Genomic DNA, 22,165 nt, shown 5'->3' with positions numbered 1-22,165 from the left:
TTTAATACACCGCCTGGATGGGGGCTACCCCGCCCGCACATTATGCGGTAGCAACCATCCGCCACTGGACGCATGCCTGAGGTTCTTCTCGTGCCTGATATGAAGCTTTTTGCTGGTAACGCCACCCCGGAACTAGCACAACGTATTGCCAACCGCCTGTACACCTCCCTTGGTGACGCCGCCGTCGGTCGCTTTAGCGACGGTGAAGTAAGCGTACAAATCAACGAAAATGTACGCGGTGGTGATATTTTCATCATCCAGTCCACCTGTGCCCCAACGAACGACAACCTGATGGAATTGGTTGTTATGGTTGATGCCCTGCGCCGCGCTTCTGCAGGTCGTATCACCGCTGTTATCCCTTACTTTGGCTACGCTCGTCAGGACCGCCGTGTGCGCTCCGCTCGTGTACCCATCACTGCGAAAGTCGTTGCTGACTTCCTCTCAAGCGTAGGGGTTGACCGTGTTCTCACCGTGGACCTGCACGCTGAACAAATCCAGGGCTTCTTTGACGTCCCGGTAGACAACGTCTTCGGTAGCCCAATTCTGCTGGAAGATATGCTGCAAATCGGCCTGGAAAACCCAATCGTGGTTTCCCCGGACATCGGCGGCGTGGTACGTGCCCGTGCTATCGCTAAGCTGCTGAACGACACCGATATGGCTATCATCGACAAGCGCCGTCCGCGCGCTAACGTTTCCCAGGTTATGCATATCATCGGTGACGTGTCCGGCCGTGATTGCGTACTGGTTGACGACATGATTGATACCGGCGGCACCCTGTGTAAAGCAGCTGAAGCGCTGAAAGAACGCGGCGCTAAACGCGTATTCGCCTATGCCACTCACCCTATCTTCTCCGGTAACGCGGTTCACAACCTGCGCAACTCGGTGATCGACGAAGTGATTGTCTGCGATACCATCCCGCTGTCTGACGAAATCAAAGCCCTGCCAAACGTCCGTACCCTGACCCTGTCCGGTATGCTGGCAGAAGCCATTCGTCGTATCAGCAACGAAGAATCTATCTCTGCGATGTTCGAGCACTGATAGACGTTGCTTTTAAAACCCGCTGCGGCGGGTTTTTTCGTTTTTGAACTACTCTTTTTCAATGCCTCCTTCACCTGCCTGAACGACAGATGATGCGCTCACGGATGGAATCACAAGTGAAAACCGTATCTTCTTCTCACGTAATGCCATTCCGCGCCCTGATTGATGCCTGCTGGCGCGAAAAGTACACCCTGTCCCGCTTTAGCCGGGACGCCATCGCCGGTGTGACCGTCGGGATCATCGCTATTCCTCTGGCTATGGCGCTGGCCATCGGCAGCGGCGTTGCGCCGCAGTACGGTTTGTATACTGCCGCCGTGGCCGGGATTGTCATCGCCCTTAGCGGCGGCTCGCGCTTCAGCGTCTCCGGCCCGACAGCGGCTTTCGTGGTGATCCTCTACCCCGTCGCGCAACAATTCGGGCTTGCTGGCCTGCTGGTTGCCACGCTGATGTCCGGGATATTCCTGATCCTGTTTGGGCTGGCACGCTTTGGGCGGCTTATCGAATACATTCCGCTGTCGGTGACGTTGGGCTTTACCTCCGGGATAGGCATCACCATTGCGACAATGCAGGTGAAAGACTTTTTCGGCCTGACGCTGGAGCACGTGCCGGAACACTACCTGAATAAAGTGGCCGCGCTGGCAATGGCGCTGCCCACGCTGAATATGGGCGACGCTGCGATCGGCATCGTGACGCTGGCGGTGCTGATTCTCTGGCCGCGCCTGGGGCTTCGCCTGCCGGGGCATCTGCCTGCGCTGCTGGCGGGCTGCGCCGTGATGGCGATGGTGACTTTGCTTGGCGGTGAAGTTGCGACGATTGGCTCCCGGTTCCACTATGTGCTTGCCGACGGCACCCAGGGCAACGGCATTCCCCAACTGCTGCCTCAGCTAACGCTCCCGTGGGCGATGCCAAATTCTGACTTTACGCTTAGCTGGGACTCACTCAGCGCCCTGCTACCTGCGGCGTTCTCTATGGCCATGCTGGGTGCCATCGAATCCCTGCTTTGTGCAGTGGTGCTGGACGGCATGACCGGCACCAAACATAACGCCAATAGCGAGCTGGTCGGCCAGGGGCTGGGAAATATTATTGCCCCGTTCTTCGGCGGAATTACCGCCACCGCGGCCATTGCTCGCTCAGCCGCCAACGTGCGTGCCGGGGCAACTTCGCCTGTGGCCGCCATTATTCACTCGCTGCTGGTGATCATGGCCCTGCTGGCGCTCGCCCCTCTGCTTTCCTGGCTGCCTCTCTCGGCGATGGCGGCCCTGCTGCTGATGGTGGCGTGGAACATGAGCGAGGCGCATAAAGTCGTCAACCTGCTGCGCCGGGCGCCGAAAGACGACATCATCGTGATGCTGATCTGCATGTCGCTGACCGTGCTGTTTGACATGGTGATTGCCATCAGCGTCGGCATTGTGCTGGCGTCGCTGCTTTTCATGCGACGCGTGGCTCGTATGACCCGCCTCGCCCCGCTTAGCAATGTGAATGTGCCTGAGGATGTGCTGGCGCTGCGCGTCACGGGGCCGCTGTTCTTTGCCGCTGCCGAAGGATTGTTCATTCAGCTGGCCCAGCAGGTGCCGGGGCATCGGGTGGTTATTCTGCAATGGGATGCGGTTCCGGTGCTGGACGCAGGGGGTCTGGATGCCTTCCAGCGCTTTGTAGAGAAAATGCCGGAAGGCTGCGAACTACGGGTGACGAACCTTGAATTCCAGCCGCTGCGCACGCTCGCGCGGGCTGGCGTGAAACCGATTCCCGGCCGCCTTGCGTTCTTCCCGGACGTTCAGGCCGCACTGGCCGCCAATTAGCGGCCAGGTTCACTCCTACTCCTGCCCGGCTTCGCGTCGCCGCCGGGCGCTCACGCTTTCACGGTTCACACCCCAATTGTCGGTTTCAACCTCGTCGATAACCACAAAGGTGTCGGCGGGCTTTTTGTTTAATACCTGCTCCAGCAGGTCGGTGACGCCCTCAATCAGCGCCAGCTTTTGCTCTGCGCTGACCCCTTCCCGGGTGACGCGAATATTAACGTATGGCATAGCGGCTCTCCTGTTACCAAACCCCGGCGGTGCTGCCGCCGTCCACGGCCATGACCGTGCCGCTGACGAACTGTGAATCCGTCAGATACAGCACGGCGTTTACCACATCCTGCACGGTGCCTGTCTTCCCGCTCGGCGACAGCGTGCTGAGAAAACCTATTGAGCCTGAATAGTCCGCGTGCAGTGGCGTTTCGATAATGCCAGGCGCAACGGCGTTAACCCGCACATTATCCGCCGCCAGCTCTAAAGCCAGCGCCCTGGTCGCCTGATTCAGACCGCCCTTCACCATCACCGGCAACAAGGCAGGCACCTTGACGTTAGGCTGCATGGCCACGCTCGCCGTGATGTTCACAATGTGCCCCGACTTGTTTTTGCTCATATGGCTGGCGGCCAGCTGGGATGGGAACAGAAACCCTTTCAGGTTGGTGTTAATCAACGCATCGATATCCTGCTCGCTGTAGTCGCTCGCCGGTTTCGGGATAAAGATCCCGGCGTTATTGATCAGAATATCCACGCGGCCAAAAGCGGCGATAGCCTGCTTAAACAGTGCTTCTGCAGTGGTCTTCAGTGCAATATCTCCGGCCACCAGCAGGAAATTCGCCGGGTTACCGAGGCTTGCCGCCGCCGTTTCTAAGCGCTTCAGCGTTCGGCCATTGCCGACAACATTGTAGCCGCGAGCCAGGTAAGCCTGCGCGATAGCCAGGCCGATGCCGCTTGAAGCGCCGGTCACAATAACGGTTGGGGTTGAGTTCATGATTTGCTCCTGTGGGTGAATGTGGAGCTCACTATACTTATGACACAATGACCGATAAATTAGCCATCCGTAACATGACAAGATACCTCATGTAATGAATAGAAAGAGAACATCGGAATGAAACGCCACTTCGAAGAGATGCAGATCGGCACGCTGGAGCTGTTTTGCCAGGCCGCGGAACAGCTGAGCTTCAGCGCGGCGGCCAATTTTATGGGGATCACGCCCGCGGCGGTCAGCCGCTCTATCGCCCGCCTTGAAGAGCGCTTAGGCGTGCGCCTGTTCGTGCGTACAACCCGCCAGATCAGGCTGACAGAAAGCGGGGAGCGCTATTTCCGCCAGTGCCAGCAGGCGCTGCAGCAGCTCAGAGAGGCGGAGCGGGAAGTCACCGGCGCGCAGAGAGAACCCGCTGGCGTGCTGCGAATTAGCCTCCCTACCCCGTATGCGCATCATCGAGTGCTGCCGCTGCTGCCGGAATTCAGGCAGCTTTACCCCCGCGTCTCGGTGCAGGTTCACATCAGCAACCGCAACATCGACTTTGCCGATGAAAGTTACGACATTGCCATTCGCGGCCGCTCACCTCAGGATTCATCGCTTATTGCCCGCAAGCTCGAAGACGCGGAGCTTATCACCGTGGCTTCTCCGGTCTATTTAGCCCGGGCGGGAATACCCCAAACGCTGGGAGACTTAAATCACCACGAGTGCATCCAGTTTGAGCTGCCGAGCACCGGGCGAAAAGTCCCCTGGACGTTCAGCGTCGACGGCAAAGATACCGACATTTTTACCCGCGGCGGCTTTACCTGCGCGGAAGATGTGTTGGGAATAGTGGCGCTTGCCAGAAGCGGAGCGGGCCTGATTCAGACCTACCGGTTTATTCTGGAGCAGGATGTGGCCGACGGAACGCTGGTTGAGGTGCTGCCGGAGTACGGCGGCACCTCACGACCGTTTATTTTACTTTACCCTCACGCTCGCCATCTCTCTTTACGCGTCAGGAGCCTGGTTGATTTCTTAGTCCAGCGGCTTGGAACATAGCGCCAATCGCCCTCTGCAGCCAGGCCAGCACCTCCGGCGTCATCCAGGTGCCTTTGGCAAGCTCTGGCTCGTTCGCCATCGCGGTGCGGAATTTTTGCTGCGTCTGCACAGACGGCCCGGCAAACGACTGAAACAGTTCCAGCCAGCGACGTGCTAGCTGCTGCGCCTGCTCTGATTCAGCCTGCACGCCTTCCGCATTGGCCTTACGCACCGCGGCCACCAGCGGCGGCCACTCCTGCATACGGTCGAAATAGTGACGGCTGGTGAAAGCAAACTCCTCATCGTTGAGGTAGCGCCGGTAAATGTTCAGCTTGCTGTGGCCGAATGCGTGCGTTACGTATTCGGTCAGCGCCGGCGAAATCCCGGTCTGGCGGGCCATGTCCGGCTCAGCCTGATGCATTTTGTTCAGGCGAACCAGAAAATCCGGCTCACCCGCCGTGTCACGCTCCAGGATTTCCATCCAGTGCGCCGCCAGCCGCTGGGCGCGCTCATCCGCCGGTGGAACGCCCTGGGCATGAAGCCCGGCCACCTCGTCGACCAGTTGTTTCCATTCCCCGTCACGGCGGCTATCAGCCTGCGCAAAAGGCAGGCGCTCTAACTCTTCTTTTGAAAAATAGCGATCGTACATCGTCATTAACTCCAGCGTAGTCAGCCATTCCTCGAGGTCAGGTTCTGCGCCGCTGCGCAGAGTTTCACGCAGCGTAACCAGCCGCTGGCGCAGCACGGCGATTTCAGCCAGCTGGCCATCCAGCACGGAGATCTGCGAATCCAGGATCTCCTGGAGCGACAGCGCCTGACGCTCGAGACAGTCGCGCACCTCACCCAGGCTCATTCCCATCCGGCTCAACGCCTGAATATGATGCAGCCGGGCGATATCCAGCCGGTTATACAGCCGATAACCCGCGGCGGTGCGGGCAGAAGGCAGCAACAGGCCTATAGCTTCATAGTGGTGTAGCGTCCGTACCGTGATCCCGGCACGCTTTGCCAGTTCACCTACCTTGAACAACATGTCCTGCTCCTTTTGGCTTCTGCTGAGAGGGAGTATGCAGCCTCACGTAACGTGAGGGTCAATCCGTTAAGCATAAAAAAAACGGCCCCTGAAAAGGAGCCGTTTCTCAAAATCTGCTGAATATTAGCTGTGGCGATGATGTTCATCCCGGCGGCAGCGTTTATCGTAGTGGCGAACCCACCAGTAACGGTCGCAGACCTGTTCACGTCCGCCAATACGCGCCCCGGCAAGCCAAAGTACGGCCCCAACGAAGATGCTCAGCACGGCACCGTGGGCGAAAAACTGCGGCAGGTTTAGCTGCGGGAGCTGGTTCAGAATTGAATAGCCCACGCCGACCACCATCACAACCAGTCCCAATCCCATGAGGACATTACCGAGTAACGAAGCGTTTCTGCGTTTCATATGTCACCTCCGCACTATTACGGGTCGGTGGGGAACATCCCCTATCCTTGTGACTAAAGTATAGACAATGCCCCTAAAGAGCGTGTGCGTGAGCGATCACAATTACGAATGAAAGACCTACAAAAGTTTACAAATAAGCGTCTGAGTTACTTGAAATTCTAATGGTTCAGATCCTCAACTATTCAAGAATGTGTCGGCGGGGGGATTGCGCTTTGTCAACGTCGCCCTCGCGCAGTAAACTACGCGGCTGTGAACGGTTTTCAGGAATTTAAACGTGAGCATTAAATTAATTGTCGGCCTGGCCAACCCAGGCGCTGAATATGCAGCGACCCGCCATAATGCCGGGGCCTGGTATGTGGATTTACTGGCCGAGCGCCACAATCAGTCGCTGAAAGAAGAAGCGAAATTCTTTGGCTATACCGCCCGCATTAATCTGGGTGGAGAAGACGTTCGCCTGTTGGTTCCGACCACGTTTATGAACCTCAGCGGGAAAGCGGTTGCCGCCATGGCCACCTTCTTCCGCATCGCCCCGGACGAAATTCTGGTGGCGCACGATGAACTGGATCTCCCTCCGGGCGTGGCGAAATTCAAGCTGGGTGGCGGCCACGGCGGGCACAACGGCCTGAAGGACATTATCAGTAAACTCGGCAATAACCCGAACTTTCACCGGTTACGCGTGGGAATTGGCCATCCGGGCGATAAAAACAAAGTTGTCGGCTTTGTGCTCGGCAAACCGCCGGTCAGCGAACAGAAGCTTATCGACGACGCAGTAGACGAAGCGGCGCGCTGCACCGAAGTCTGGCTGAAAGAGGGTCTGACTAAGGCAACTAATCGTCTGCACGCCTTTAAAGCACAATAAACCGGCCTTCCCCGCACCGGGAAAGGATTTCCACGCCCGCTGGCGGTGGTTTCAGTGTATAATGCGCAAAGTTATCTACATTTTTTCAATGAAAACAGTTAAATTCATTGATAATCAAGCAATTAAGGTGATTTAAACCATGGGATTCAAATGCGGTATCGTCGGCTTGCCGAACGTGGGCAAATCCACGCTGTTCAACGCCCTGACCAAAGCAGGTATCGAAGCGGCTAACTTCCCGTTCTGTACCATTGAGCCGAACACGGGTGTGGTGCCAATGCCGGACCCGCGTCTGGACAAGCTGGCCGAAATCGTTAAACCCCAGCGTATTCTGCCGACCACCATGGAATTCGTGGACATCGCAGGCCTGGTGAAAGGCGCATCTAAAGGTGAAGGCCTGGGCAACCAGTTCCTGACCAACATCCGTGAAACCGAAGCTATCGGCCACGTGGTGCGCTGCTTTGAAAACGACAACATCATCCACGTAAATAATAAAGTGGATCCGGCTGACGACATTGAAGTTATCAATACCGAGCTGGCGCTGTCTGACCTGGACACCTGCGAGCGCGCTATTCACCGCGTGCAGAAGAAAGCCAAAGGCGGCGACAAAGACGCTAAAGCCGAGCTGGCGGCGCTGGAAAAATGCCTGCCACAGCTGGAAAACGCCGGTATGTTGCGCGCGCTGAAAAATCTGACCGAAGAAGATAAGGCGGCGATCAAATACCTGAGCTTCCTGACCCTGAAGCCAACCATGTACATCGCCAACGTTAACGAAGACGGTTTTGAAAACAACCCGTACCTCGATAAAGTCCGCGAAATTGCCGCTGGTGAAGGTTCCGTCGTGGTTGCCGTCTGCGCCGCGGTTGAATCCGACATCGCCGAGCTGGACGATGCCGACCGCGAAGAGTTCATGGCCGAGCTGGGTCTGGAAGAGCCGGGCCTGAACCGCGTGATCCGCGCAGGCTACGAGCTGCTGAGCCTGCAGACTTATTTCACCGCTGGCGTGAAAGAAGTGCGCGCGTGGACCATCCCTGTCGGCGCGACTGCTCCACAGGCGGCGGGTAAAATCCACACCGACTTCGAAAAAGGCTTCATCCGCGCGCAAACCATCGCCTATGAAGACTTTATCACCTACAAAGGCGAGCAAGGCGCAAAAGAAGCCGGCAAAATGCGCGCCGAAGGTAAAGACTACATCGTGAAAGACGGCGACGTGATGAACTTCCTGTTCAACGTCTAACCCCTTCCCTTCGGGCATAAAAAATCCACGCTCAGGCGTGGATTTTTTTTAAACACAGAAAAATCAGCGAGCAGCGCTATTCGGGTAAACCGTCGCCGCTGGCAGAACGCGTTTATCGAGGCGATGCAGGCCATAATAGAGAATCGCCGTACCAAACCAGCCAATGATCCACGACACATCGTTGCCGTCGAATAGCCACGTCAGCGAGCCGTGGAAAAGCGGGTTCTCAATAAACGGCAGCTGAATCAGCACCCCGACGATATAAACCCCTATGCCAAACAGGTTCCAGCGGCCATAGCGCTTATCGGCATCAAACAGCGCGGGAATATCTACGGCTCGGGACGAAATAAAGAAGTAATCGGTCAGGCTAATGGCGCTCCACGGCACAAAGAAGGCCAGCAAGAACAGCAGGAAATGAGTGAAGTGTTTCAGGAATGCCGGTTCACTCAGCAGCGCAATGATGCATGAAGCCGCCACCATCAGCACCACAAACAGAATGCGGTTCTTCTGGCTCAGGGTCACCTGCTTGCGGAACCCTGACACAATGGTGGTCAGCGACATAAAGCTGCCGTAGGCGTTCAGCGTGGTAAAAGTAATTTTGCCGAAGCAGATAGCAAAATAAATCAGCATCGCCATGGTTTCGGTTTTGCCCAGCCCCACAATGTAGCCGACTTCGTGTCCGGAAAAAGCGCTCCCGGCAATCGCAGCGGTGATAACGCCCAGCGTCATGGAGGCCTGAGTCCCCAGCACGGTGCCGCTGAACACCGAGAAAAACACCTTCGGGCCAGACACGTCTCGCGGCAGGTAGCGCGAGTAATCGGAAACATAGGGGCAAAAGGCAATTTGCCAGGAAGAGGACAGCGACACCGCCAGCAAAAACATCGGCATGGAGAAATGGTTATTTTGCACAATGGCCGCAAGATCGGCGTTGAACAGCAGCGACCCAAACAGCCAGGCAAAAGCCAGCACCCCAACAACACTGGCGACCTTGCCAAGCTTATGGATCACGCGATAGCCGAGCACGGCAATGACGATAATAATGGCGCTGAACAGGATCATCCCGCTGACATCGCTGATTGACAGCAAATGCGCCATTGCCTGCCCCGCCAGCACGGTGCCGCTGGCGGAAAAGCCGATATACATAATGCACACCAGCACCAGCGGAATCACCGCCCCGTAAACGCCAAACTGCGCCCGGGAGATGATCATCTGCGGCAGGCCAAGACGCGGTCCCTGCAAAGCGTGGAAGGACATGATCGATGCCCCCAGAACCTGCCCCACAAACAGCCCCACCAGCGACCAGACGACGTCGCCGCCCAGCACCACGGCCAGCGCGCCGGTGACAATCGCGGTGATCTGCAAATTGCCGCCGAACCAAAGAGTAAACTGGCTAAAAGGATGCCCGTGACGTTCCCCGTCAGGAATGTAATCAATAGATCGGCTCTCGCTTAGACGTGAGCTCTTTTTGGACTGTTCTTCTGTGGATGAAAAGGAAGACATAACGACCTCGCTGAACCTGATTAAACGCCGGAAAACCCATCGCACATCAAATGATCACTCATGTATATACAAGTAATGCGCGCAAACCACACCCTGCTGATAATGAATTTGCGAACTAAGTTGTAGATTTTATGTAACCAAATTGATGTGTAGATGTACCAATATGAAAAACTGATGGTGAACAGGCGTGGAAGACCGGACCAAGGGTTGACGGGAGGGCGAACGTTGAGAAAAGAGGGAAACTAAGGCGTCAGTTAATGCCAAAAGAAACCCACGCTGACGGTGGGTTTCTTACCTTGCTACCTGCTATACAAGCTGAAAAAATAGGGATTACAGCCCGGCGGGGCGCGGCACTTCGAAATAGTTACCGTTAATATCCTTCTGGTAATAGCTGCCGTTACGCACGTAATAGCGTTTGCCGTTGTAATCCAGCACGCTGACGCCAGAATTGGTGCTGGACGGCGTCTCCACGCGAATGTATTCCGCTCCCTGACGCTGGTAATAAATCCCGTTGACCACGTAATAGGTCAGGCCGCCTACGATTATGGCCGTGGCAAGCCCTGGCAAAACGGTTAAACGCGGTCCGCCATAGAAATAATGCGGCCCCGGATAATAGCGCGGGCCAGACCAGAATCCTGGGCCATGACCAAACCAGGGGCCAGGACGCGCCTGCGCCAGGGACGGCACAACAATCAGCGCAGACATAGCCAACACATACAGATACTTTTTCATCTTAAACTCTCCTGACCTGCGGCTGAGCGCGAGCATTCGCCCGCTTTATGTCGATTATAATCCCGCCGCCTCAGGCTTTTCCGTATAGGGAAAGTAAATCCGTGAAATCTCCACAATCCTGCTTCTGGCGTCTTTATTTATCCATAGATGTAAAAAATCCACGCAAAGCGTGGATTTTTTTATCTGCAAGAGCGCTGACGTGAATTTATTCGAAACAAACGTCAGGGTTATCCGCCAGGGAAACAAAGGATTTGCTGTTTTTATCCAGCGTGCGAATTTCACCGCTTTCGATATCGTAAACCCAGCCGTGCAGGCGCAGGCCGTTGTTACGCAGCCCTACCGCGACGGAAGGATGCGTTTTAATGTTGTTCAGCTGGGCGATAACGTTTTCTTCTACCATGGCGTTGACCTTATCGGTCTCGTTGTTCCAGGTTTTCTTTTCCACAACCGCTTTTGCCGCATCGGCATAGTGCAGCCAGTGCGCAACGGCCGGCATCGGATCCAGGCACTGGCAGGAGGCGATAGCTTTCATCGCACCGCAGTTAGAGTGCCCGCAAATCACAATATCGGTTACGCCAAGGGCAACAACCGCGTACTCGATGGTTGCCGAAACGCCGCCCGGCTCCGGACCGAAAGAAGGCACGATATTGCCGGCATTACGAATAACGAAGAGCTGCCCCGGTTCCTGCTGTGTTACCAGCTCCGGCACCAGTCGGCTGTCGGAACAGGAAATAAAAAGCGCTTTAGGATTTTGGCTGGACGCCAGGCTGCGAAAGAGCTCTTTGCGCTGCGGGAAAATCTCTTTCTGGAAGTTAAGAAAGCCTTCGATGATATGTTGCATAGCACGTTCTCTTGTTCTGTAGTGACCCCGACATGATAGAGATCACATTGAGTTAGTCCAGCCCCGACTCGCCAAAAGGCCGCTTTTTCTCTGGCGACAAAGCGGAATAAATACACATTAAACGTGGTTTTATTCCCTGCTACCGGCGGCAAATACTTAGCCGCATCGGGCTTTAATCGCCGAGACGTTTTTCTCCAGATTCGCCGGGGCGTATTCCGCCAGCTGAAAATTAAAACCTTGATTCCTTTGTAGATCCAGGCGCTCCGGGCGCAGCATATTCGGGTTACTGTCGACGTCGAACAGCTTAGCAATATGCCCCGGATCGATTCGCCCGTGCGCCATGTTCATAAAATGCGTATTGATATCGTTCAGCGAAACCGGCTGTGCAGCTTTCTTGCTCATCCAGTCGTCAAGACGCAGCGGGCGAGTCGCCCCTTCCCCTAAATCCGACTGATACAGAAACGCATCGCGCCTTGGTTTTGTGCTGGCCGGGAGATCAATCACGTAAGCATGGCCCATGCCTGCGTCATTCACGCGCAAAATAAAGTGTTTGTGGGCGGGTAAATTGGCAAGCTGTTGCTGAAGCTGGGGTAACGACATTGTTCGCCCGTGTTCAAAAGCGTAGCTGAAATGGTCGGTGTCGAGGAAAAGCTTCATCACGTTATTCGCCGTAACGCCGCAAACAGGCTCGTTAATGCGCTTGCTGCTGCCCAGCATCGCCTCAACTTCATGCTTAGGCATCCCCCACTCTCTGGCCGTATTTGAAATATTATCGTCTATCGCTTTCAGCAGCGCCGACGGGCTTTTATGGTGAATAGGTACCGAATTATCATCGCTGTTAAGCAGCACGTTGGCCCTCAGGTTTTTGCCGCTTAGCTTCGCGAAATCCTGCACCAACCGTGTGGACGGGTTATTCACGTTGCGGGACGACGATGCCGTGGCCGACGTTCTGGCGGTGCGGCTTGAATGGCCGCTTTGCGCCTGCAGGCGAGGATCGGACTGTGTAGGACGGAAAGTATTAAGGATGTTTCTCATCGGAGGGTATTCCACTCGTTGGGCAATTGAGGCTGAGTGGTAACGCCGGCGAGCCGGTTCCCCGACAGAGGTAAAAAACCCACGCCGCAGCGTGGGTAGCAGGATTATTTCAGATTCAATGGATTGGTTGATTTCAGAATGACATTATCCGCCAGGAGATTGACCTTCTTCGTCTCTTCCTTATCAAACGGGGTGCGTTTCTCATCGGTCAAACGCGCCGCAACGTAAGTCTGAACATATTCGGCGTTATGGGTCGCGCGGCTGGTTTCCACGCTCGCCAGATTGCCCTTTTTGAACGCCAGCGTTGTTTGGGTCGACGTTTCTTCACTAATCACATGATAAGTATAATTTTGTGAGGATTTCAGTCCCGTGAGATCCAATTTTCCGCCCGGGACCAGCGACTCATGATAGCTGGCCTTGAGGCTCGCCTTTGTGCTCTGAGCCAGCTTGCTCAGGTCACCCCGGGTATCGGTGCTGCCCTGAGTGGCCTGGCTAAAGTCATAGGAAAAACTGTCTTTTTCCTCGGACTTGTATGGGTTTGAGGCCACGTCCGACTGTTTAAAGGACGCGGTAAAATCAGCCAGCCCGCTCAAGTAAGAGCGTGCTTTATCTTCTGCAGAAACAGTGATGCTTTGCTGTATCCCACTGGTTTTCGATTCGTTAGAGCCATAATCGCTGTTCAGCGCGTGAAAGGCGCTTTTAAACAGGGCAAGCTGGGCTTTGTTCGCATGGCCGCGGGATCCGGCTCCGTCGAGCTGTTTCTCATAGGCGGAAAGCGCCTGGGCCTGCTGACTTTTGCTGCCCAATGTCCCCGCGTTACTGAGGTCGGTCGTCAGGTTAAACGTGGCGTCGCCGTCTTTATAACTGAGCGTGCGCCGAGCGCTGTCGCTCTGGAAACTCAGAGACTGGATTGAGCTGCCGGCCTGGCTGACATCGGTGTTCAGCTCCACGGACTTGAACAGCCTGCTATCAACGTTGAGCAGTCCGCCAATTTTTATCGCCGGTGGCTGCTGCGACAGGCCATCAAGCACGTTCTGGAAGCCATCCGCCAGGCCCGAGATCGCCGCCACGTCATCGTCGGTCAGATCGCCGCCGCTGGTCTGAACTTGCGCGACCAGGCCTTCAGACTGGCGGGATAACGAAATGCTGACCTTTACGCCGCTCTTTGTCTCGATATTCAGCGCGACAGCGCTGTCTTTGTCCTGCACAACGTCGCCCTCTACGGCGGTGGCCGCAGGCGAGGCAACCGCCAGAGAGAAGCCTTTCGGATTGTCTTTCAGCGCCAGCAGAAGCTCTTTACCCAGCCCCTGGAACGAGACAGAACCCGGCTGCGAAAGGGTTGCCCCCATCAGCGCGGATAAACTGCTGTTGCCTGCGGGCGTATTCGCCCGAAGCTTTTGGGCACCGAACGAGTAAACGGCGCTGATGCTGTCGCTCGCTCCGCTGAGGGTAACGCGCGTTGAGGCCTGGATCGCCGGGGCGGGGAGCACCGGAGCTTTAACCTTTGCCGCAATATTTGCCCCCATTGAGGGAACAGAAACGCCAATGCTGCCAATCGGACCTGTCATTTAATTCATCCCATATTGTTGGTCTGCAAAAAATATCGGCCCGGGCGGGGCTAACTTGAGTGCGAAAGCACCCACGGACAAACGTGCCTACCGCAGCGTATAGCCGCCATCGCAATAAATTGCACTGCCGGTAATATTATGATTATCCAGTAAAAAAAGTGCCGTTGCGGCCTGCTCATCTACGTGTCCTGGGCGACCATTTAACGCCAGACTGTTCCAATATTGGTAGGTCGATTCACGCACTTCAGCCGGTCGGGTACGCCAAAGTTCGCTGTCGGTGGTGCCCGGCGACAGGCAGTTGACCCGCACCGGCTTCAGCTCCACCGCCAGGCCCCGCGCCAGTCCCTCAAGCGCCGCATTGCAGGCGGCATAGGCGGGCGCACCAATGGGGCGGGCAGAAGCGGCACCGGACATCAGCACCACGGCAGAGGAAGTATGCAGATTAGGAAGCGCCTCATAGACGGCCCAATACTGTGACCAGAATTTAGCCTGAAACAGCGCTTCGGACGTGGCGGCATCGCCATAGCGAAAATCGCCAGTTTGATAAGAGGCCGCCGGGGTAAACAACCCAGCCAGCGGCCCGGCATCCGAAAAGAATGCCCGGAGAGACAGGCGATCGGTCACGTCCACCGTTTTACCTGCGGCATTTTGGCCAAGCTCAGCTAATGCCGCCTGCAGTTTTTCCCCCGATCGTCCGCCGATAAGGACGCTGTCTCCGCGAGACGTCAGCTTCCGGGCAAGCGCCAGCCCGATACCAGAACTGCCGCCCAAAATAGCATAACGTGCATTGACCATGATTTTCTCCTCGTGAACTTGCAGGCCAGCATTAAAACCTGAAAGCCCGGAGGCGGATAGCTCAATAGCGGATATGCATTTTCATCGGGTAACTAACGCGTTAGCTGCTTCAACACCTGCGCGAAGTCCGCTTTGATCTCTGCGTCTTTCTCATGCCGCCCTTCGCGTATTACCCATTTCCCGCCGGTCACAACGTCTTTGATTGGGTTAGAAGAGCAGGCAAAAATCCAGCGGTTCAACAGCTCGCTATCTTTCGCTGTCGCCAGGAACGGATCGTCCCCGTCCAGCACCAGCCAGTCGGCCCGCCCCCCTACGGCCAGCTCGCCAATGTTTTGCCCCAGCGCCATGCGCCCACCGTGTAGCGCCCCCTGGTAGAGCACGTTGCCGACATAAGGCTCCGTTTCAAGGTGCAACAAATTGCGGCGGCGGTTATTCAGCCGCTGGCCGTATTCAAACCAGCGTAAATCCTCGCTAACGCTGACGCTGATATGGCTGTCCGAGCCAATGCCCCAGTTGCCGCCCTGCTGCAAAAACGCCTGCCCGGGGAAAATGCCGTCCCCGAGATTCGCTTCGGTGGTCAAACACAACCCGGCGACTGCGCCAGAATCAGCCATAAGCCGCGTTTCACTTTCGGTGATGTGGGTGGCGTGAATCAGGCACCAGCGATCATCGACGGGCATATTGTCATACAGCCACTCGACGGGACGCAGCCCGGACCAGGCGAGGCAGTCCGCCACCTCTTTCTGCTGCTCGGAAATATGAATATGCACCGGCTGAGGCTGCGGCTGGCTGGACAGCACCAGATGCATTTGTTCCGGCGTCACGGCGCGCAGCGAATGGAAGCACAACCCGGCGCGCTGCATCGGCTCCGGGGCAAGCGCTGTGGCAATGCTGTCATACAGCTTCAGGTAGCTGTCGGTGTCGTTAATAAAGCGACGCTGCCCCGACGATGCGGGCTGCCCCCCGAAACCGGAATACGTATATAGCACCGGGAGCAGCGTCAGGCCAATGCCGACGTTTTTTGCAGCCTGAGCCACGCGCAGCGCCAGTTCCGCAGGCTGCGCGTAGGCTTTGCCGTCCACATCGTGATGCAGATAGTGAAACTCGGCCACCGAGGTATAGCCGGCTTTTAACATTTCGATATACAGATAGCTGGCGATGGTTTCCAGCTGTTCCGGGGTGATTTTGCCCACCAGGCGATACATTAGATCGCGCCAGGTCCAGAAGCTGTCTGCCGGGTCGCCAACGACTTCCGTCAGCCCCGCCATCGCCCGCTGAAAAGCGTGCGAATGCAGGTTCGGCATCCCCGGCACAACAACGCCGTCCAGGCGAATATCGCCTTCATCCGGCACGCTGTCAGCGACCACGGACTGAATGACGCCCTCGGGCGAAACGCCCACTCTGACATTTTCCGCCCAGCCCTGCGGCAGAAGCGCTTTTGCCGCGAAATATACCGCCATATCAGCACCCCGGTTCGATGTTAATCAATTGTATATACATGCATGTATATATACATCCAAATAGGGGTAGAGTAAACTTTAAAGGATACCCGGGCGAGGAATGATGAATGGCACAAAACGACGTTTTTAAAGCAGCGGCAGAGACCGACAATCTGGACCAGCCGGCCCCCTATTATGAAAGGGTCAAAATCATTATTAAGACCAATATTCATAGTGGATTATGGCCAGTAAACTACCGGGTTCCCTCCGAAAGCGAACTGGTGAATCAGTTTGGCTACAGCCGCATGACCATCAACCGCGCCCTGCGCGAACTGACCGCCGAAGGTCTGCTGGTGCGTATGCAGGGCATCGGGACTTTCGTCGCCGAAGTGCGCGGGCAGTCCGCGCTGCTCGAAATCAATAATATTGCCGACGAAATTGCCAGCCGCGGCCACCGCCATCACGCCCGCGTGCTGGAGCTAACCCAGGTGTATGCCGACGCGCAGCAGGCCATGGCCTTCAATTTACCCAAGGGCAGCCGCCTGTTCCATTCGCTGATTTGCCACTACGAAAACGGCGTGCCGGTGATGCTTGAAGACCGCCTGGTGAACTCGCTGATCGTGCCGGATTACTTCCAGCAGGATTTCACCCGTATCACGCCCAACGCCTATCTCTCGTCCATCGCGCCCATCGTTGAAGGTGAGCATATTATTGAGGCGGTAAACGTGCCTCGCGAAGAGTGCACGTATCTGGAAATCGACGAGCACACGCCTTGCCTGCAGGTCAATCGTCGCACCTGGACCGGCCGCCAGAACAAAAAAATCGTCACCAGCGTGCGCCTGGTTTACCCGGGTTCACGCTACCGCCTCGAAGGAAGCATGCACAAATGATCCAGCTTCTGCCCTACGAGCAGTGCCCGGAAATGCTCTGGAAAAACGGCCAGGGCGTGACGCGGGAAATTTATCGTTTCCCGGCGACGGATAACTACGCCTGGCGCATTTCGGTGGCGACCATCCGCCAGGACGGCCCCTTCTCTCTTTTTTCAGGCTATCTGCGCAATATCAGCGTGCTGGAAGGCGAAGGCATGTATCTCACCGTCGACGGCGAACAAAGCCCGCTGATTCCACCGTTCCAGGCCACGAATTTTAGCGGCGACAGCGAAGTCAGCTGTACGATTGTCGGCGGGCCGCTGCTGGACTTTAACGTCATCTATAAAGCAGAGAGCACGCGAGCCACGGTAAGCTGGCTGCAGGAAGGCACCTGGAAACACCAGCAGGGTACACAGCTGCTATTTAATGCCGGTGACGTTCTGGAGGTTGAGGTCAACGGTGAACGCCAGGTATTACAACACTACGACAGCCTGTTGATGAGCGCCCCGGCCACGGTCAGCGTGGTTTCTGCGGCCTCTTCCCTTTTCGCTCGCGTCACCCTTTCGGCATAAAAAAACCGGCAGACTGGCTGCCGGTTTCAGCGTTATCTCACTTCATCGCCCCTTAAACTCGGGCGATTGCTTATTTTTAAACGCCGCCAGCCCCGCCGCCCGGTCTTCGCTGTCGGCAATTAACGCAGAGAGCGATCGCTCGTAGGCCACGCCCGCACTCAGCGGCATTTCGTAGCTGGCCGCCACGGCTTTTTTGATCATCATCGCGGCAAGCGGCGCGGCTTTTGCCACCTGAGTCGCCAGCGCTAAAGCCTGCTCTTCCAGCGAATCCGTCACGCGGCTGACAAGCCCGGCACGCAGCGCTTCCTGCGCGTCAATTCTTCTGCCGCTTAACAGCATGTCCATCGCCAGCGATTTGCCCACGGCACGCACCAGCCGCTGCGTCCCGCCCGCCCCGGGGATAATCCCGATGTGGCTTTCCGGCAGGCCAAAGACGGCGCTTGAATCGGCGATAATAATGTCGCACAGCAGCGCCAGCTCCAGGCCACCGCCGAGGGCGTAGCCAGACACGGCGGCAATCAGCGGCGTTTCAATGCTCGCCACCTGGTCCCACTTCTCGCTGAATCCGCTGCGCCATAATGTTGTCGCCGAAGCAGACGCCAGCGTGCCGGTATCCGCCCCGGCAGAAAACGCTTTAGTAGAGCCGAGCAAAACGATCGCCCTGACGTCCGGTCGCCCGTCCAGCTCGGTTAAGACGCCGAGCAGCTCATCAAGCATTTCAGCCGTGAGCGCATTGTATTTCTGTGGCCGATTGAGCGTCACCACCGCAACCGCGCCATCAACGTGAGAAAGGATATCACTCATGCTTCTCTCCCCCGGTTAGCTGCCTGACGATTTCATCCCGGTGGCGCATTCCGGCTGCGGCGGTCTCTGCGGTCCACGCATAGAAGCCCTCCCCGCTTTTCGCGCCGAGCTTACCGTCGGCCACTTTGGCTTTCAGCCACGCCGGGAGTTCAGCGCTGTTATCCAATTCGGGCAGTAAAATACCGGCCACTTTCTCTACCGTATCCAGCCCGGCAAAATCCATTAGCTTCATCGGCCCCATCGCCGCCCAGCGGGGCGCCAGCGTGCGCTGCACCGCGCGGTCAACATCCTCTACGGAGCCGATTCCGGCATCCACCAGGTAAAGCGCCTCGCGCAGCATCGCGTACTGCAGCCGGTTGATAATAAAACCCGGAATATCCTGGTTGACGACGATAGTCTCTTTCCCCAGGTGCTGGCAGATGTCCCGCACGCGCTGGCAGATGTCATCCCCGGTCTGTGCCCCGCGCACAATCTCGATCATCGGCATGGTATCCGCCGGGTTAAACCAGTGCATACCGATCAGCCGCTGCGGCTGGCTCAAGGCCGAGGCCAGCAGCGTAATAGACACGCTTGAAGTGTTCGTCGTGATAACGCAATGCTCACTCACCAGGCGCTCGACATCCCTCAGCACGCGCTGCTTGAGCGCCACGTCTTCGGCAACGTTCTCGGACACCAGGTGGGCGTCGCTCAGGCAAGCCTCAAAGGAGGTGGTGAACTCTACGGCTTCACCAGCGCCGAGCGATTCCACAATAGTCCGCGCTTTATCAAGCGTCGGCTCAGAGCGCGACCACAGGCTAACGCGGTAGCCCGCTCGCGCCATCACCACGGCTATGCGCGCGCCCATCGTTCCGGCCCCGACCACCGCCACTTTATTTATTTGCACCATTTTCGTTCTCCGCCGGTTAAATGACGCCCTGCGCCTTGAGCTGCGCCAGCGTTGCCTCGTCGATAGCCAGTAATTCTCGCAGCACGCTGGCCGTATGCTCACCCAGCCCAGGCGGCACCAGCGCGGGCTCGGCCTGCATGGCGCTCATTTTCACCGGCTGCGGAACAATAGAGATGGTGCCTGCCGTCGGGTGCGTCACCTGCTTAACGAGTTCACGTTCCTTCGCATAGTCGCTGGTCAGAATCTGGTCGAGACGCAGCACGGCAGAAGCCGGGACGCCCGCATGGTCCAGAATGGCCTGAGCATCGTTCACCGTTTTATCCGCCAGCCAGCGCTCAATTTCTTCCCGCAGTGGCCGCTGGTTCGCCAGGCGTAGCGGATCGGTGAGATACAGCGGATCGCTTGCCAGTTCGGGCTTATTCATCGCCGAGCAAAGCTGGCGGAAAAGTTTATCGTTGGCGACGGCAATGACAATGTGGCCATCCTGCGCCGGATAGCTGTCCATCGGGGCGCTGATCGGGTGCGCGTTGCCCAGCCGCCCGGCGGAAGGCTGCCCGCCGATCCACTGGGTCAGGGAAACCATTTGCATCGTCACCATCGTGTCGAGCATCGACACATCAAGATGCTGCCCTTTGCCGGTGATCCCGCGCTGCAGCAAAGCCGCGAGCACCGCCCAACTGCCGTACAACCCGGCCACAACATCCCCAATGGCATCGCCGACGCGTGTTGGCTCTCCTTCCGCCCAGCCGGTGACCTGCATAATGCCGCCGTAGGCCTGCACGATATGGTCGTAGGCAGCTTTGTGTGCCATCGCCCCGTGCTGCCCAAACCCGGAAATGCTGGCGTAAACCAGCCGCGGGTTGATTTCCTGCAGCGTCGCGTAGTCGATGCCGAGGCGTTTGGTTACGCCCGGACGGAAGTTCTCCACCAGCACATCGGCCTGCGCCACCAGTTGCTTAAGAATGGCTAACCCCTCCGGTGCCTTTAAATCCAGAGTGACGCTTTTCTTGCCGTGGTTAAGCTGCATGAAGTAGCTGCTTTCCCCGCCGATGTGCGGGGTGAAGCTACGGGAGTCATCCCCGCTGCCCGGCATCTCAATCTTGATGACTTCCGCCCCGAGATCGTTCAGCAGCGAGGCGCACCACGGGCCGGCCAGCACACGGGATAAATCAAGCACTCTGACGCCTTTCAGCGGTTGCAAAGCTTCACTCATGTTCGGACTCCTCAACCAGGGCGAGCAGCCGTTGGCTCAGCTCACCCTCAGCAATCAAATCGCGCACGGCGTGCATATCCGGGTAAAGCGCCGTGTCTGTCTCACGGAATGGCACACGGGCGCGCACCATGCTCAGCGTTAACTCCGCGCCAACCGAGGCGCGAAGCGGGCGGTGAAACTCCAGCGCCTGGCTGGCGCACAGCAGCTCGATGGCAACGATATCCACCGCGTTGCTCACCGCCAGCATGGCTTTTCGCGCCGAAGAAACGCCCATGCTGATATGGTCTTCCTGCCCGGCGCAGGTGGTGACGGTATGCACGCTCGACGGCGCGGCCAGGCTGCGGTTATCCCCCGCCAGCGCGGCGGCCACGTAAGGCGGGATCATCATCCCGGAGTTCGCGCCGCTTCTGCCCACCAGGAACGCAGGCAGGCCGCTCAGGTGCACGTTGGTAATACGATCCGATCGCGCCTGGGACGCCGTGCTGACCTGGGCAATGGCAACGGCCAGAGAATCCAGCGCCAGCGCCAGCGGCGCACCGTGCCCGTTGCCACCGGGCAGAATAACCAGCGCGTCTTCTTCGATAAGGAAGACCGGGTTATCGGTCACCGAATTGAGTTCGATAGTCACAATCTGACGGCAATGGGCGAGCTGGTCGCGCACCGCGCCGTGAATTTGCGGAATGCAGCGCAGGCTGAGCGCATCCTGCACACGATGGTCGCGGTAGCGGGCAAAGATCTCGCTGCCGCTCAGTAACCGGCGAAGAATCGCGGCGGTTTTCTGCTGCCCATCGTGCGGACGCAGGGCGTGCAGACGGGCATCATAGCCACGAGTATTGCCCCTCAGCGCCTCAAGGCACATACCGCCGGCCATGTCCGCCACCGGCAGCAGCCGCTCAAAATCATGCACGGCAAGGCACGCCAGGCCGGTGATTTCGTAGGTGCCGCTGATCAGCGCATGGCCTTCGCGCGGGCCAGGCACTCGGGGAGCAATCCCCGCTTTTGCCAAAGCTTCGGCGGACGGCAGAAGCTCGCCCTGATACCAGCACTGCCCCTCGCCAAACAGAGACAGTCCGATATGCGCCGTCGCAATTAAATAGCCTACCGAGCCGCTGGCCGGTGACCATGGCGTCACCTGCCGGTTAAGCATTTCGGCCATGCGTGTCGCCAGCTCGGCGCTGACGCCGCTATACCCCTGCAGCAGCGACTTCAGCATTACCGCCATCATGGCGCGCACTTCACGCACGGACAAATCTGGCCCCATCCCGCAGGCGTGGCTGCGCAGCATATTGAGCTGCACGCTGGCGATTTGGTCGGCGGAAAGGCGCTCCGTCACCAGGTCGCCTACCCCGGTGGTCAGGCCGTAGATCACCTGCCCCTCATCTATTGCCCGTCGAATATAGCCGCTGACGTGGTTCATATTCGCCAGGGCTTCGGGGGCCAGTTTGACCGGCGCCCCGTCGGCAATGCGTACCAGCTCGTCAATGGTGGTTTGCGCCCTGCCTAAGGTGACGGTTTCATGGGAACGTGCGGTGGAGCCAGTTTGTCTTGTCATCGTTCGC

The 22,165-nt window shown here is 57.4% G+C and carries 22 protein-coding genes; 7 read left to right on the top strand and 15 right to left on the bottom strand.

What is annotated here, in order from left to right; genetic code table 11:
* The first annotated feature begins 90 nt into the window (after window positions 1-90).
* Both prs and dauA read left to right on the top strand, forming a co-directional pair.
* A complete protein-coding gene (gene prs / locus ACREYP_RS09925) occupies window positions 91-1,038 on the top strand; it encodes a ribose-phosphate diphosphokinase (RefSeq protein ID WP_008454180.1) in 948 nt (315 codons plus the stop codon).
* A gap of 143 nt (window positions 1,039-1,181) precedes the next feature.
* Complete coding sequence (gene dauA, locus ACREYP_RS09920) at window positions 1,182-2,837, top strand: C4-dicarboxylic acid transporter DauA (RefSeq protein WP_498881399.1); 1,656 nt, start codon at window positions 1,182-1,184, stop codon at window positions 2,835-2,837.
* A gap of 15 nt (window positions 2,838-2,852) precedes the next feature.
* On the opposite strand, the gene ACREYP_RS09915 is transcribed toward dauA, so the two are convergent.
* Window positions 2,853-3,065 (bottom strand): tautomerase family protein, encoded by a 213-nt coding sequence (locus ACREYP_RS09915; protein ID WP_008454175.1) that lies wholly within the window; start codon window positions 3,063-3,065, stop codon window positions 2,853-2,855.
* A gap of 13 nt (window positions 3,066-3,078) precedes the next feature.
* The gene (locus ACREYP_RS09910) at window positions 3,079-3,819 is read right to left on the bottom strand and encodes an SDR family NAD(P)-dependent oxidoreductase (RefSeq protein WP_498881325.1); all 741 of its coding nucleotides are present in this window, start codon (window positions 3,817-3,819) and stop codon (window positions 3,079-3,081) included.
* A 117-nt stretch (window positions 3,820-3,936) separates the two neighbouring features.
* On the opposite strand from ACREYP_RS09910, the gene ACREYP_RS09905 reads away from it, so the two are divergent.
* Window positions 3,937-4,848 carry a LysR substrate-binding domain-containing protein gene (locus ACREYP_RS09905; RefSeq protein ID WP_166991977.1) on the top strand — a complete coding sequence of 304 codons (912 nt, stop codon included), beginning with the start codon at window positions 3,937-3,939 and terminating at the stop codon, window positions 4,846-4,848.
* Here the strand turns inward: ACREYP_RS09905 and ACREYP_RS09900 are convergent.
* Together ACREYP_RS09900 and ychH are read right to left on the bottom strand one after the other, a co-directional pair.
* The gene (locus tag ACREYP_RS09900) at window positions 4,805-5,857 is read right to left on the bottom strand and encodes a MerR family transcriptional regulator (protein WP_336708139.1); all 1,053 of its coding nucleotides are present in this window, start codon (window positions 5,855-5,857) and stop codon (window positions 4,805-4,807) included. The two genes, ACREYP_RS09905 and ACREYP_RS09900, sit on opposite strands and share 44 nt — an antisense overlap.
* A gap of 123 nt (window positions 5,858-5,980) precedes the next feature.
* Window positions 5,981-6,259: a stress-induced protein YchH gene (gene ychH / locus ACREYP_RS09895; RefSeq protein WP_008454166.1), complete on the bottom strand. Its 279-nt coding sequence runs from the start codon at window positions 6,257-6,259 to the stop codon at window positions 5,981-5,983.
* A 274-nt stretch (window positions 6,260-6,533) separates the two neighbouring features.
* Between ychH and pth the strand changes: the two genes are divergently transcribed.
* Both pth and ychF read left to right on the top strand, forming a co-directional pair.
* Window positions 6,534-7,118 carry an aminoacyl-tRNA hydrolase gene (gene pth, locus ACREYP_RS09890; RefSeq protein ID WP_008454164.1) on the top strand — a complete coding sequence of 195 codons (585 nt, stop codon included), beginning with the start codon at window positions 6,534-6,536 and terminating at the stop codon, window positions 7,116-7,118.
* A 139-nt stretch (window positions 7,119-7,257) separates the two neighbouring features.
* A complete protein-coding gene (ychF, locus tag ACREYP_RS09885) occupies window positions 7,258-8,352 on the top strand; it encodes a redox-regulated ATPase YchF (RefSeq protein WP_008454161.1) in 1,095 nt (364 codons plus the stop codon).
* Window positions 8,353-8,415: 63 nt separating this feature from the next.
* On the opposite strand, the gene ACREYP_RS09880 is transcribed toward ychF, so the two are convergent.
* From ACREYP_RS09880 to ACREYP_RS09850, 7 genes are all read right to left on the bottom strand, one after another.
* Complete coding sequence (locus ACREYP_RS09880) at window positions 8,416-9,852, bottom strand: purine-cytosine permease family protein (protein WP_498881324.1); 1,437 nt, start codon at window positions 9,850-9,852, stop codon at window positions 8,416-8,418.
* 330 nt (window positions 9,853-10,182) lie between these two features.
* Window positions 10,183-10,584: a DUF6515 family protein gene (locus tag ACREYP_RS09875; RefSeq protein ID WP_336818158.1), complete on the bottom strand. Its 402-nt coding sequence runs from the start codon at window positions 10,582-10,584 to the stop codon at window positions 10,183-10,185.
* Window positions 10,585-10,789: 205 nt separating this feature from the next.
* Window positions 10,790-11,425: a carbonic anhydrase gene (locus ACREYP_RS09870; protein ID WP_008454155.1), complete on the bottom strand. Its 636-nt coding sequence runs from the start codon at window positions 11,423-11,425 to the stop codon at window positions 10,790-10,792.
* Window positions 11,426-11,581: 156 nt separating this feature from the next.
* On the bottom strand, window positions 11,582-12,460 hold the full coding sequence (locus tag ACREYP_RS09865) for a cycle-inhibiting factor (protein ID WP_498881323.1): 879 nt from the start codon (window positions 12,458-12,460) through the stop codon (window positions 11,582-11,584).
* 104 nt (window positions 12,461-12,564) lie between these two features.
* A complete protein-coding gene (locus tag ACREYP_RS09860) occupies window positions 12,565-14,028 on the bottom strand; it encodes a hypothetical protein (protein WP_498881322.1) in 1,464 nt (487 codons plus the stop codon).
* Window positions 14,029-14,115: 87 nt separating this feature from the next.
* Window positions 14,116-14,823: an SDR family oxidoreductase gene (locus ACREYP_RS09855; protein ID WP_498881321.1), complete on the bottom strand. Its 708-nt coding sequence runs from the start codon at window positions 14,821-14,823 to the stop codon at window positions 14,116-14,118.
* Between the two features lie 92 nt (window positions 14,824-14,915).
* The gene (locus ACREYP_RS09850; RefSeq protein WP_336818154.1) at window positions 14,916-16,283 is read right to left on the bottom strand and encodes a formimidoylglutamate deiminase; all 1,368 of its coding nucleotides are present in this window, start codon (window positions 16,281-16,283) and stop codon (window positions 14,916-14,918) included.
* Between the two features lie 107 nt (window positions 16,284-16,390).
* Here ACREYP_RS09850 and hutC point away from each other — a divergent pair, with 107 nt between their 5' ends.
* The gene (gene hutC / locus ACREYP_RS09845; RefSeq protein ID WP_498881320.1) at window positions 16,391-17,152 is read left to right on the top strand and encodes a GntR family transcriptional regulator; all 762 of its coding nucleotides are present in this window, start codon (window positions 16,391-16,393) and stop codon (window positions 17,150-17,152) included.
* Entirely contained in the window at window positions 17,149-17,703 is a 555-nt protein-coding gene (locus tag ACREYP_RS09840; RefSeq protein WP_498881319.1) for a HutD/Ves family protein, read from the top strand. Before hutC ends, ACREYP_RS09840 begins: the two co-directional genes overlap by 4 nt.
* Window positions 17,704-17,745: 42 nt before the next feature.
* Here ACREYP_RS09840 and ACREYP_RS09835 read toward each other — a convergent pair whose 3' ends face one another.
* Genes ACREYP_RS09835 through ACREYP_RS09820 form a run of 4 tightly spaced genes read right to left on the bottom strand, consistent with a single transcriptional unit; the run spans window position 17,746 to window position 22,158 of the window.
* The gene (locus ACREYP_RS09835; protein ID WP_336818152.1) at window positions 17,746-18,507 is read right to left on the bottom strand and encodes an enoyl-CoA hydratase-related protein; all 762 of its coding nucleotides are present in this window, start codon (window positions 18,505-18,507) and stop codon (window positions 17,746-17,748) included.
* A complete protein-coding gene (locus tag ACREYP_RS09830; RefSeq protein WP_336818151.1) occupies window positions 18,500-19,393 on the bottom strand; it encodes a 3-hydroxyacyl-CoA dehydrogenase family protein in 894 nt (297 codons plus the stop codon). Before ACREYP_RS09830 ends, ACREYP_RS09835 begins: the two co-directional genes overlap by 8 nt.
* 16 nt (window positions 19,394-19,409) lie before the next feature.
* Window positions 19,410-20,606 (bottom strand): CaiB/BaiF CoA transferase family protein, encoded by a 1,197-nt coding sequence (locus ACREYP_RS09825; protein ID WP_336818150.1) that lies wholly within the window; start codon window positions 20,604-20,606, stop codon window positions 19,410-19,412.
* The gene (locus tag ACREYP_RS09820; RefSeq protein WP_336818149.1) at window positions 20,599-22,158 is read right to left on the bottom strand and encodes an HAL/PAL/TAL family ammonia-lyase; all 1,560 of its coding nucleotides are present in this window, start codon (window positions 22,156-22,158) and stop codon (window positions 20,599-20,601) included. Before ACREYP_RS09820 ends, ACREYP_RS09825 begins: the two co-directional genes overlap by 8 nt.
* Window positions 22,159-22,165: the final 7 nt, after the last annotated feature.

Source organism: Enterobacter sp. TMH.L2, assembly GCF_050847315.1.
Classification (GTDB): domain Bacteria; phylum Pseudomonadota; class Gammaproteobacteria; order Enterobacterales; family Enterobacteriaceae; genus Cedecea.
This window is presented reverse-complemented; position numbering and strand designations above follow the sequence as displayed.

Coding starts and splice junctions, on each gene's coding strand:
- dauA (WP_498881399.1), top strand. CDS start 1,182: ATGCCATTCCGCGCCCTGATTGATGCCTGCTGGCGCGAAAAGTACACC.
- ACREYP_RS09915 (WP_008454175.1), bottom strand. CDS start 3,065: ATGCCATACGTTAATATTCGCGTCACCCGGGAAGGGGTCAGCGCAGAG.
- ACREYP_RS09910 (WP_498881325.1), bottom strand. CDS start 3,819: ATGAACTCAACCCCAACCGTTATTGTGACCGGCGCTTCAAGCGGCATC.
- ACREYP_RS09905 (WP_166991977.1), top strand. CDS start 3,937: ATGAAACGCCACTTCGAAGAGATGCAGATCGGCACGCTGGAGCTGTTT.
- ACREYP_RS09900 (WP_336708139.1), bottom strand. CDS start 5,857: ATGTTGTTCAAGGTAGGTGAACTGGCAAAGCGTGCCGGGATCACGGTA.
- ychH (WP_008454166.1), bottom strand. CDS start 6,259: ATGAAACGCAGAAACGCTTCGTTACTCGGTAATGTCCTCATGGGATTG.
- ychF (WP_008454161.1), top strand. CDS start 7,258: ATGGGATTCAAATGCGGTATCGTCGGCTTGCCGAACGTGGGCAAATCC.
- ACREYP_RS09880 (WP_498881324.1), bottom strand. CDS start 9,852: ATGTCTTCCTTTTCATCCACAGAAGAACAGTCCAAAAAGAGCTCACGT.
- ACREYP_RS09875 (WP_336818158.1), bottom strand. CDS start 10,584: ATGAAAAAGTATCTGTATGTGTTGGCTATGTCTGCGCTGATTGTTGTG.
- ACREYP_RS09870 (WP_008454155.1), bottom strand. CDS start 11,425: ATGCAACATATCATCGAAGGCTTTCTTAACTTCCAGAAAGAGATTTTC.
- ACREYP_RS09865 (WP_498881323.1), bottom strand. CDS start 12,460: ATGAGAAACATCCTTAATACTTTCCGTCCTACACAGTCCGATCCTCGC.
- ACREYP_RS09860 (WP_498881322.1), bottom strand. CDS start 14,028: ATGACAGGTCCGATTGGCAGCATTGGCGTTTCTGTTCCCTCAATGGGG.
- ACREYP_RS09855 (WP_498881321.1), bottom strand. CDS start 14,823: ATGGTCAATGCACGTTATGCTATTTTGGGCGGCAGTTCTGGTATCGGG.
- ACREYP_RS09850 (WP_336818154.1), bottom strand. CDS start 16,283: ATGGCGGTATATTTCGCGGCAAAAGCGCTTCTGCCGCAGGGCTGGGCG.
- hutC (WP_498881320.1), top strand. CDS start 16,391: ATGGCACAAAACGACGTTTTTAAAGCAGCGGCAGAGACCGACAATCTG.
- ACREYP_RS09840 (WP_498881319.1), top strand. CDS start 17,149: ATGATCCAGCTTCTGCCCTACGAGCAGTGCCCGGAAATGCTCTGGAAA.
- ACREYP_RS09835 (WP_336818152.1), bottom strand. CDS start 18,507: ATGAGTGATATCCTTTCTCACGTTGATGGCGCGGTTGCGGTGGTGACG.
- ACREYP_RS09830 (WP_336818151.1), bottom strand. CDS start 19,393: ATGGTGCAAATAAATAAAGTGGCGGTGGTCGGGGCCGGAACGATGGGC.
- ACREYP_RS09825 (WP_336818150.1), bottom strand. CDS start 20,606: ATGAGTGAAGCTTTGCAACCGCTGAAAGGCGTCAGAGTGCTTGATTTA.
- ACREYP_RS09820 (WP_336818149.1), bottom strand. CDS start 22,158: ATGACAAGACAAACTGGCTCCACCGCACGTTCCCATGAAACCGTCACC.